Origin of the sequence: Microbacterium sp. 69-10 (assembly GCF_001897945.1) — a bacterium.
Classification (GTDB): domain Bacteria; phylum Actinomycetota; class Actinomycetes; order Actinomycetales; family Microbacteriaceae; genus Microbacterium.
The window spans coordinates 112070-122096 of record NZ_MKRT01000022.1 but is presented as its reverse complement, the minus strand read 5'-3'; the positions used below and the strand labels follow the sequence as shown (position 1 = coordinate 122096).

Here is a 10027-nt window from a genome sequence, read left to right as displayed (position 1 = left end):
GCGCACGACCGAGGACGCCGAGCTCGCCCGGCGCTGGCTCGCCGAGTTCGAGGGCGCGGGGCTCGACGGCGTGGTCGCCAAACCGCTCGACGACCCGTACGCCCCCGGCAAGCGCACCCTGATCAAGATCAAGCACGCCCGCACCGCCGATGTCGTCGTGCTCGGCTACCGCATCCACAAGAGCGGCTCGGGCGTCGGGTCGCTGCTGGTGGGGCTGTACGGCGACGACGGCGTGCTGCGACAGGTCGGTGGTGTCGCCGCCTGGTCGGATGCCATGCGAGCGCAGCTCGTCGAGGACCTGGCGCCCCTGGTCGAGCGGGACGAGTCCGGCGAGGCGGTCGTCGGCGAGGGCGAGCGCTCCCGCTTCAGCGGGTCCAAGGACGTCTCGTTCGTGCGGCTGCGCCCGGAGCGCGTGCTGGAGGTGCGCTACGACCAGCTCGAGGGCGCCCGATTCCGGCACACCGTGCAGTTCGAGCGCTGGCGCCCCGACCGCGACGCGCGCTCGTGCACCTACGCGCAGCTGGACACGGTCGCCGGCTACGACCTCGCGGACGTGCTGGCCTGACTCTCAGTCCTCGACGGGGTTGCCCTCGGCGTCCCAGTTCGCGGCGACCTTCTTGCTCGGCTGCACCCGCGGCGGCTCTCCCGGCATCTTGGGGAACTCGGGCGGGAACGAGAGCTCGCCGAGACCGTTCGACACGTCGCGCTCCCACCACTCCAGCAGCGTGTCGATGCGGCCCGGCGATGCCTGCAGATCGGCCCACGGATCGCCGATCTCCGCAAGCCGGCCGGGGATCGTCCGCACCGTGAATCGCGTCGGGTCGACATCGTCGAGCTCGTCCCAGTGGATGGGCGTGGACACCGGCGCGCCGACCTTGGCCCGCGGGCTGTACGCCCCCGCCATCGTACGGTCGCGGTTCGCCTGGTTGAAGTCGACGAAGATGCGCTCGCCGCGCTCCTCCTTCCACCAGCTCATGGTGACCTTCTCCGGCATCCGTCTCTCCAGCTCGCGTCCGGCCGCGATCACCGCGTGCCGGACGGTGAGGAACTCCCACTCCGGCACGATCGGGCAGAACACGTGCAGTCCGCGGTTGCCGCTGGTCTTGATGAACGGCTCGAGACCCGCCTCCTGCAGCACCTCGCGCAGGCCGTGCGCGGCGACGATCGCCTCGGCGATGCCGGTACCCGGCTGGGGGTCGAGGTCGATGCGCAGCTCGACCGGGTTGTCGGTGTTCGAGGCGAGCGAGGCCCACGGATGGAACACGATCGTGTTCATCTGCACCGCCCACACGATCGCGCTCGTGCGGTTCAGCACGATCTGCGGGTGGCTGCGCCCGCTGTTGTACGTGACGTCCACCGCGTCCACGAAGTCCGGCGTGCCCTTGGGCGGGTTCTTCGAGAAGAATCCGCCGGCTCCGGGTGCGGCGTCCGGATCCGAACTGGCGATGCCGTCGCGGAACCGCTCCAGCGAGACCGGTCGATGCCCGTTGGCCGCCAGGAACGGCGTGGAGACCTGCTGCACGTAGTCGGCGTACTCGGCCTTGGTGATGCCGTCGCCGCCCTCCACGGGCCAGACCACCTTGTTGGGGCTGGACAGCGATATCTCACGCATCGAGATCTCCCGCTCGCCGTCGCCGTCGGCGTCGGTCACGGTCAGAGTCACGCGCTCAGAGGCCATGCGACGAGCGTACGGGGTCGGGGCGGCCTCGCGACAGACGTCGTCAGTCGTCGCCGAGGTCGACCGCGAGCACCATGACGGCGCTCAGGTCCTCGCGCTCGATCGCGATCGAGGGGCCGGCGATGTCGACGAGCACGCCCGCGATCTCGTCGTGCTCACTGAGCACCTTCGCCAGCTGCTCGGGCTCGAAGGGCATCGGCTGATCGTTGCGGCCCAGCACCACGACCTCGAGCGGGTGCGAGAAGAGCTGCAGGAACCGGCGGCCGTCGGTGGTGTGCGCCTCGGCGATGCCGACGGGCTGCCCGTTGGAGCCGTCGTTGATCGCCACCCAGCTGCGGGTCTTCGCGAGCGCCTCGGCGACGCGCACCGGCGTCTGCTCGTCGCGGGGGGCGGCGAGCAGCGTCTTGACCGACATCTCGGCGTCGCCCTGCTCGAGGGCCTTCTGCAGCAGCTCGGTCGGGAAGACCACTCGGTGCGGCACGGACGAGTTGTCGATGATGATGCCCGTGAAGCCGCCGTTGACCACCTGCTGGTACACCAGGGTCGCGGGCTGCGCGATGGCGGAGGTGGATGCGGCATCCTCCTCGTCCTGGATGGATGCCTGCAGGGCGGCGCCCGAGCTGTAGGCGAGCATGAACGTGCGGTCGTCGTCGCGCACGATGCCGACGGAGAGCGACTCGCCGGCGGCCATCTGCTCACGCGCGTCGCCGTGCACACGCAGATACAGGTGCCCCTGCAGCGACTGGCGCATGACGCCCAGCAGCTGCTCGTTGCTGGCGCCCTCCTCGACCTCTGCCAGGGCGGTGCGCAGCAGCACGTTGTCGACGAGCCCGTCGACCGTGTGGGTCTGCTCGGGCGGCAGCGCGGGCGCCAGCGGCAGGCGCGGTCCGCCCATCTGCTCCTCGGCGATGACCGGGGCTCCGGATGCCGGACGCGGCACCTGGATGCCCTCGTCGACGGCCCCGTCCGCGTCCGACCCGGACTCGACGGGAGCGCTCACCTCGGGGCCTGCCTCGGCACCGACACCGCGGAACGCCTGCACGGAGATGCCGACCGTGGGCACCGACTCGGCGGGAGCCTCGGGCTCGCCGTCGGTCTGCGGGATCGCGTCGGCGGCGGACGCTTCGGTCTCGACGTCCGGCTGGTCGACGGACTTCTTGCGGCGGGAGAAGAGGGCCATATGAGCCAGCCTAATCGCCGCTCCGCCCCGGTTGATTACAGCTTGACGATCGGTGCGATCTTGATCAGCAGCTTCTTCTGCCCGGCGGCGTCGAACCGCACGTGCGCGATGCGCTTCGCGCCCTCTCCGGTGACAGCCTCGACGCGCCCCTCGCCGAAGTCGTCGTGACGGATGCGGTCGCCCGCCGCCAGCTCGAGATCGCCGTTGTCCCTCACCTTCGCGGTGACCTTGTTCGGGAAGCGGTCCATGGCGGTCGACAGCGGTTTGAGGGAGTCGCGCTTGGGCAGCGCCTTGACCCCGAACCGGTCGCCCGAGCCCCCGCCGGAGGAGCCCCACCCGCCGGACTTGCGGGCGTTCAGCGCACGCGACTGCATGCCCCCGCGGGAGTTGACGTCTCCCGGCGACTGCCGCCAGTCGATGAGATCGGCCGGGATCTCCTGCAGGAAGCGGCTGGGCATCGCGACGGACACCTCGCCGAACTGGGCGCGGGTCATCGCCAGCGAGAGGTGCAGCCGCTTGCGGGCGCGGGTGATGCCCACGTAGAACAGCCGACGCTCCTCCTGCGGGCCGCCCGGCTCCCCCGCCGAGATGCGATGCGGGATGAGATCCTCCTCGACACCGGTGACGAACACCGCGTCGTACTCCAGTCCCTTGGCGGTGTGCATGGTCATGAGCGAGACCACACCCGACTCGTCGTCCAGGTCATCGGCATCCGACACCAGCGCGACCTCGGTGAGGAAGTCGACGATCGTGCCGTCGGGGTTGTTGCGGGCGAAGTCGCGGGCGACGGCGACGAACTCGTCGAGGTTCTCCAGCCGCGCCTCGTCCTGCGGATCGCGGCTGGCGCGCAGCGACTCGAAGTAGCCGCTCCGCTCCAGCAGCACGGTAAGCCCGTCGGCGACCGAGGTCGACGGCGGCACCTCGCCGGACGACGGCTGCAGGATCTCGGCGGCCTCGGACAGCACGGCGTCCAGCTGCGCGATCGACGCCTGCAGCTTCGGGCCCACGCCCAGTTCGGAGGGATGCCGGAGCGCGTCGCGGAAGCTGATGCCGTGCTGCTCGGCGAACATCGCGATCGATGCCTCGGTCACGCCGCCGATGCCGCGTCGCGGCCGGTTGAGGATGCGGCGCACCGCCATCTCGTCGGCCGGATTGGCGACGGCGACCAGGTAGGCCAGCGCGTCCTTGATCTCGGCGCGCTCGTAGAACTTCGTGCCGCCCATGATCTTGTACGGCACGGCCGCGCGGATGAAGATCTCCTCCAGTGCGCGGGACTGCGAGTTGGTGCGGTAGAAGACGGCCATCTCGGCGTACGGGACTCCAGAGCGGCGCAGCTGCTCGACCTCGTCGGCGACGAACTGCGCCTCGTCGTGCTGCGAGTAGCCGGTGAAGCCGATGATCTTCTCGCCCGGGCCCTTGTCGCTCCACAGATTCTTCGCCTTGCGGTCGAAGTTGTTGCCGATCAGGGCGTTCGCCGCGGACAGGATGTTCTGGGTGGAGCGGTAGTTCTGCTCGAGCAGCACGACCTTGGCGCCGGGGAAGTCGCGCTCGAACTCGGTGATGTTGCGGATGTCGGCGCCGCGGAACGCGTAGATCGACTGGTCGGAGTCGCCGACCACGGTGAGCGAGGCCCCCTCCCCCTCGGCGTCCGGTGCGGGGGCATCCGGTTCGAAGATCATCATGCCGTTCGACTCGAATGCGGTGCCCGACTCCGCAGAGGTGTCGACCGGCTTGGTGAGCTCGCGGATCAGCGAGTACTGGGCGTGGTTGGTGTCCTGGTACTCGTCCACGAGGATGTGCCGGAACCGTCGGCGGTAGGTGTTCGCCACCTTCGGGAACGCGCGGAACAGGAACACGGTCTGCGCGATGAGGTCGTCGAAGTCGAAGGCGTTGGCCTTCTGCAGCGCCCGCTGGTAGTCGGTGAAGATGTCGACGAACTTGCGCTCCGCGGGGTCGGACATGTTCGCCTGGCGAGCGTGGCCCTCGGCATCGAGCAGCTCGTTCTTGAGCTTGGAGATGCGGGACTGCACCGCCCCGGGCGTGAGTCCGTAGGCATCCGCCTCGTGCTCCTTGACCAGGCGCTTGAGCAGCGCGCGCGAGTCGCCGGAGTCGTAGATGGTGAAGGACTTGGTGAAGCCGAACTGCTCGGCCTCGCGCCGCAGGATGCGCACGCACGCCGAGTGGAAGGTGGAGATCCACATACCGCGCGCGACGTCGCCGACGAGTCCCTCGACGCGCTCGCGCATCTCGCCGGCGGCCTTGTTGGTGAACGTGATCGCCAGGATCTGGCTGGGCCAGGCCTCGCGGCGGCGCAGCAGCAGCGCGACCCGGCGCGTGAGCACGCTGGTCTTGCCCGATCCGGCGCCGGCGACGATGAGCAGCGCGTTCCCGCGGTAGGTGACGGCCTCGAGCTGCTGCGGGTTGAGGCCCGAGAGCAGCTCGTCGGACCCGTCGGAGGAGCGCGGGCCGGAGGATGCGGGGACGATGAGTGGAGCGTCGGTCATGGCCCTTCGAGTCTAGGCGGCGGCTCCGACAGCGGCCTCCCGAGCGGGCGTGCGAGAATCACGGCATGCGCACGATCCTCAACATCATCTGGGTTGTTCTCGGCGGCTTCTGGCACTTCCTCGGCTACATGCTCGCCGGCATCATCCTGTGCATCCCGATCATCACGATCCCGTGGGCGATCGCGGCGTTCCGCATCGGCAAGTACTCGCTGTGGCCGTTCGGCCGTCAGGTGGTGGACAAGCCGACCGCGGGCCTGGGTTCGGCCCTCGGCAACGTGATCTGGGTCGTGCTGGCCGGCTGGTGGCTGGCGATCGGCCACATCGTCTCCGGCATCGCGATGTGCGTGACGATCATCGGCATCCCGATGGGCATCGCCGACTTCAAGCTCGTCCCCGTGTCGCTGATGCCCCTCGGCAAGGAGATCGTCACCAGCCGCTGACGGTTCAGCGGAAGAACGCCACGCCCAGGTCGGGGTGGTCGACGAACACCCCGTCGACGCCGGTGTCGGCGATCACCCGCCACTCCCCCTCGTAATCGCCGAAGGCGGCCTTCCCGCCTCCGGCGCGGAACCGCGGCGACAGGAACTGGTTCTCCGGGCGGCAGGTCCAGGTGAACACGCGCAGGCCGCGGGCGTGCGCGTCCGGCACGATCGTGTTGCCCGGCTGCAGCAGCATCCGCTTGTTGACGCTGATGCCGTCCGCGCGCAGCGCGTCCAGACCCGCGGGCGTGACGACGGAGGCGTAGTCCGGAGCTGACGTGCCCATCGAGGTGACCAGGTCGAACGGCTTGCCGCTCGCCTCGATCAGGTAGATGAACGTCGCCGCGATGCCGGTCGCCCGCAGCCGATCCAGCACCGTCGACTCGAACGATTCGATGACCAGAGGCAGCTCTCCGGCCGCCCAGCCGCCGGCGCGCAGGTCGCGCTCGATCAGCGGGACCAGATCGAGTCCCACGCCCTCGAAATAGGTCGCGTGCTTGACCTCGAGCACCAGGCCGATCTCGCGGCCGTGCTCGACGGATGCCTCGCTGATCAGCTCGAGCAGGTCGGGCAGCCGCAGGATCGGCTGCGCGTCGTCGAAGGTCGCGCTGGACGTGCGGATCTTGGGCAGCCGCTCCCTGACGCGCAGCGTGGACAGCTCCGCCCAGGTGAAGTCCTCGGTGAACCAGCCCGTGAGGGTCTCCCCGTCGATCCGCTTGGTCGTGCGCCGATCGGCGAACTCCGGATGCTGCGCGACGTCGGTCGTGCCGGAGATCTCGTTCTCGTGCCGGATGACCAGCACCCCGTCCTTCGTGGCGACCACATCGGGTTCCACGGCGTCGACGCCCAGCGCGAACGCCAGCTCATAGGAGGAGCGGCTGTGCTCGGGACGGTAGCCGGGCGCACCGCGGTGCCCGATGATCAGAGGGGAGGTCCTGGGCACGCTCTCAGCGTAAAGCACCCCGTTCATAGGCATGCGCCACTATCGTTGAGGAAAGAGTTGACCGATCCCTCGGGAGTAGAGGCCACCCACCATGAGCAATTTCGTCTTCAACACCCCCGCGTTCCAGCAGCAGGATCCGCGGAACGTCGCCACATACCCCGGCGCGCCCCAGCAGCCCGGCCAGCAGGGCCAGTACGCCCCGCCGCCCCCGCCCGGCGCCGCCGGACAGACCGCCGCGTTCCAGCAGGCGGGCATCAACGCCGCCGCGCAGGCGAACCTCGAGGGCATGTACGCGGCTCCGGCCGCCGGCGCTATCGAGACCGACCGCATGACCGTTGAGGACACGATCTGGAAGACCGCCGGCCTGTTCGGCATCCTGCTCGTGGCTGCGGCCGTCGGCTGGGTCTGGACGGTCGCCGGCTCCGCTGCCGGCCAGGCGAACCTGACCCCGTGGATCGTCGGCGCGCTCGGCGGCTTCGTGCTCGCCATGGTCGTCATCTTCACCTCCCGCAAGAAGGTCCGCCCGGCGCTGATCTTCGCCTACGCGGCCTTCGAGGGTCTCTTCGTCGGCGGCATCTCGGCGTTCTTCGAGATGGTCTACCCCGGCGTCGTCATGCAGGCGACCCTCGCGACGGTCGCCGTCGTCGGCGTCACGCTCGCACTGTTCGCCAGCGGCAAGGTGCGCGCCAGCGCGAAGATGACCAAGATCTTCATGATCGCGATGTTCGGCTACATGGCGTTCTCCATCCTGAACCTCATCCTGATGTGGACCGGCGTCAACGACAACGCCTGGGGCCTGCGCGGAAGCGTCGAGATCGCCGGCATCCCGCTCGGCGTCATCATCGGCCTCTTCGTGGTGTTCCTCGCCGCGTACTCGCTGGTGATGGACTTCGACAGCATCCAGCAGGGCGTGCGCAACGGCGCTCCCCGCAAGTACGGCTGGATGGGCGCCTTCGGCATCATGGTGACCGTGGTCTGGCTGTACGTCGAGATCCTGCGCATCCTCGCGATCCTGCGCGGTAACGACTGACCATCGATCCGCACGCTCTGAACGGCCGCTCTCCTCGGAGGGCGGCCGTTCTGCTCGTCACAGCAGGCTGATAGCGCATTCCTGAACTCGTGCGCAAGGGGGTGGATCTAGACGCTCGTCTCAGGCATCCTGGTTGAGCCCGGACACCCCGGATGCACTGACAGAACGGAGACTCCCATGAGCTTCCTCGGATTCCTTCTCCTCGGCCTGATCGCCGGCGCGATCGCCAAGCTGATCCTCCCCGGCAAGCAGGGCGGCGGATGGTTCGTCACTCTGCTCCTCGGCGTCGTCGGCGCTCTGCTCGGCGGCTGGCTGGGTGGTCTGCTGTTCAACGTCGACCTGAACGGGTTCTGGAACCTGTCGACCTGGCTCCTGGCCATCGGCGGATCGATCATCGTGCTGCTGATCTACGGTCTCATCGTGGGCCGCGGGGATCGCAGCAGGGCGTAAGAGCCCCTCTTTCAGGGGAGGCGGATCGGGGGATCCGCCTCCCCTTTTCCGTGCCTGCGGGAAACCGTCGGCGTGATCAGCGCGCCTTGGCCTCCAGCGCGTGCGGTCCTGATCGGCGAGCAGCACCGGATCGCCGCGGCGGTCGACGCGGGCGGGAAACCGCGCTGCTGTCAGTTCCATGAGCGCGAGCAGGCCGTGCACCTCGGGTTCCCGCGGCACGAGGCCCCCGAGGACACGCGCCAGTCGCACGGCCTCCCGCCCCAGGTCGGGTCGCATCCAGTCCTCCCCGCCGCTGGCCGTGTGCGCCTCGTTGAAGATCAGGTAGAGCACTCCCAGGACGGCACTCAGGCGTGAGCCGAACTCCTCGCGCGGCGGCAGCTCGAACGGGGCGTGCGCTGCGCCGAGCGTCTTCTTCGCACGCACGATCCGCTGCTGCACCGTGGCCACGGGCACGAGGAAGGCGCGGGCGATCTCCTCACTGCCCAGACCCCCGACCACCCGGAGGGTGAGCGCGACCTGCGCCTCACGGGAGAGCACGGGGTGGCAGGCGATGAAGATCAGGCGCAGCACGTCGTCGTCGATGGCATCCGGATCCCACGGCAGGGCGCCGGATCGACAACCTCGCGAGAAGTCTTTCGAGAATCGCTTCCTGCCATGATGGTGGTCACGGAGGAGGGCCCGATCGCAGATCGGCCCGCGAGCGGGAGGGCAGTCCATGCGCGGACCATTGGGGAGGATCACTGCGGTCGCGAGCGCGATCGGCCTGACGGCCGGCATCGCACTGGGCGGCGCTCTGCTGTCCGGCGGTGCGGCGTCCGCCGCCACTCCCCCGGACCTCGACCCCGGTTTCGTGACCGATGCCTCCGGCGTGCTCGGCGACGCCGCGGAGGCCCGCCTGGAGAAGCAACTCGGCGACCTGGCGGCGAAGGACGGCCGCCCGGAGCTGTACGTGATCCTCGTGCCCGACTTCGAAGACCCCGGAAACGCGCTCGCCTGGGCCGATGCCACGGCGCTGCGCAACAATCTGGCCCCCGACCAGTACCTGCTCGCCATCGCGACCGAGGGGCGCACCCTCGCGATCTCGGCCGAGTACGGCGGAGACGGCGTGCAGGCGGGGCCGCTCTCGGAGGACCGGATCCTGCAGATCGAGGATCACCTCGGCGGCGACTACCTCGCGGATGACGACTGGGAGGGCGGCATCTCGTACGTCGCCGGGGAGTTCGACCGGGTCCCGTGGCCCTGGTGGGTGTGGGTGCTGGGCGTGGCCGCGCTCGCCCTCATCGTGTTCGGCGTGACGCGCCTCGTGCTGCACCTGCGTCGTCGTGCGGCCGCGGCGGCAGAGCTGCGCACCCTGGAGGGACAGAAGAAGCGCGCGGCGCGCCTGCTGGTGCGGGCCGACGAGGCCGTGCGCACGAGCGAGCAGGAGCTCGGATTCGTCACGGCGGAGTTCGGCGAGGAGACGACCGCGGAGTTCACCACGGTGCTCAAGGAGTGCCGCGCGCGGCTGGACGGCGGATTCCAGCTGCTGCAGAAGCTGGAGGACTCCACCGAGGACACCCCTGCGGAGACCCGCGCGTGGACCGACGAGATCATCCGGATGAGCGCGCAGACCGATCGCGACCTGGAGGGGCGGAAGCAGCAGCTCGCTTCGCTGCGCGCGCTGGCGGAGGGATCGGCGGCGACACTGACCCGCCTGAGGACCGCCCGCGCCGAGGCCGACGGGATCCAGCAGGATGCCGCCGAGCGTCTCGCGGTGCTCACGG

At 69.5% G+C, this 10027-nt stretch carries 8 protein-coding genes and 2 pseudogenes; 5 read left to right on the top strand and 5 right to left on the bottom strand.

All coding sequences use genetic code 11. The features are described from left to right. Positions 1–565 (top strand): annotated as a pseudogene (locus tag BGN97_RS09660) (ATP-dependent DNA ligase); the annotation flags it as partial. Positions 566–568: 3 nt separating this feature from the next. On the opposite strand, the gene BGN97_RS09655 reads toward BGN97_RS09660, so the two are convergent. From BGN97_RS09655 to BGN97_RS09645, 3 genes are read right to left on the bottom strand one after another with little or no spacing between them, the layout of a single operon-like run. Further along, complete coding sequence (locus BGN97_RS09655) at positions 569–1678, bottom strand: ATP-dependent DNA ligase (protein WP_292700599.1); 1110 nt, start codon at positions 1676–1678, stop codon at positions 569–571. A 43-nt stretch (positions 1679–1721) separates the two neighbouring features. After that, a complete protein-coding gene (locus BGN97_RS09650) occupies positions 1722–2858 on the bottom strand; it encodes an SseB family protein (protein WP_292700596.1) in 1137 nt (378 codons plus the stop codon). A 35-nt stretch (positions 2859–2893) separates the two neighbouring features. Next, positions 2894–5362: a UvrD-helicase domain-containing protein gene (locus tag BGN97_RS09645; RefSeq protein WP_292700594.1), complete on the bottom strand. Its 2469-nt coding sequence runs from the start codon at positions 5360–5362 to the stop codon at positions 2894–2896. Between the two features lie 65 nt (positions 5363–5427). Between BGN97_RS09645 and BGN97_RS09640 the strand changes: the two genes are divergently transcribed. Then, a complete protein-coding gene (locus tag BGN97_RS09640; RefSeq protein WP_292700593.1) occupies positions 5428–5802 on the top strand; it encodes a YccF domain-containing protein in 375 nt (124 codons plus the stop codon). Positions 5803–5806: 4 nt separating this feature from the next. Here BGN97_RS09640 and BGN97_RS09635 read toward each other — a convergent pair whose 3' ends face one another. After that, the gene (locus tag BGN97_RS09635; RefSeq protein WP_292700592.1) at positions 5807–6784 is read right to left on the bottom strand and encodes a glycerophosphodiester phosphodiesterase family protein; all 978 of its coding nucleotides are present in this window, start codon (positions 6782–6784) and stop codon (positions 5807–5809) included. A gap of 91 nt (positions 6785–6875) precedes the next feature. On the opposite strand from BGN97_RS09635, the gene BGN97_RS09630 reads away from it, so the two are divergent. Together BGN97_RS09630 and BGN97_RS09625 are read left to right on the top strand one after the other, a co-directional pair. Then, positions 6876–7814, top strand: a complete 939-nt coding sequence (locus BGN97_RS09630; protein ID WP_292700591.1) for a Bax inhibitor-1/YccA family protein — start codon at positions 6876–6878, stop codon at positions 7812–7814. A gap of 177 nt (positions 7815–7991) precedes the next feature. Beyond that, positions 7992–8264: a GlsB/YeaQ/YmgE family stress response membrane protein gene (locus BGN97_RS09625; RefSeq protein ID WP_285634638.1), complete on the top strand. Its 273-nt coding sequence runs from the start codon at positions 7992–7994 to the stop codon at positions 8262–8264. Here the strand turns inward: BGN97_RS09625 and BGN97_RS09620 are convergent. Further along, positions 8157–8861, bottom strand: a pseudogene (locus BGN97_RS09620) (DUF6596 domain-containing protein); the annotation flags it as partial. The gene BGN97_RS09625 and the pseudogene BGN97_RS09620 overlap by 108 nt on opposite strands. A gap of 118 nt (positions 8862–8979) precedes the next feature. Here BGN97_RS09620 and BGN97_RS09615 point away from each other — a divergent pair. Further along, positions 8980–10027 (top strand): TPM domain-containing protein (locus tag BGN97_RS09615; RefSeq protein ID WP_292700586.1); only part of this gene is annotated, 1048 nt, incomplete at its 3' end.

What these genes read in the sequence shown, in the direction of transcription:
- BGN97_RS09655 (WP_292700599.1), bottom strand. Translation starts at nt 1,678, where the DNA reads ATGGCCTCTGAGCGCGTGACTCTGACCGTGACCGACGCCGACGGCGAC.
- BGN97_RS09650 (WP_292700596.1), bottom strand. Translation starts at nt 2,858, where the DNA reads ATGGCCCTCTTCTCCCGCCGCAAGAAGTCCGTCGACCAGCCGGACGTC.
- BGN97_RS09645 (WP_292700594.1), bottom strand. Translation starts at nt 5,362, where the DNA reads ATGACCGACGCTCCACTCATCGTCCCCGCATCCTCCGGCCCGCGCTCC.
- BGN97_RS09640 (WP_292700593.1), top strand. Translation starts at nt 5,428, where the DNA reads ATGCGCACGATCCTCAACATCATCTGGGTTGTTCTCGGCGGCTTCTGG.
- BGN97_RS09630 (WP_292700591.1), top strand. Translation starts at nt 6,876, where the DNA reads ATGAGCAATTTCGTCTTCAACACCCCCGCGTTCCAGCAGCAGGATCCG.
- BGN97_RS09625 (WP_285634638.1), top strand. Translation starts at nt 7,992, where the DNA reads ATGAGCTTCCTCGGATTCCTTCTCCTCGGCCTGATCGCCGGCGCGATC.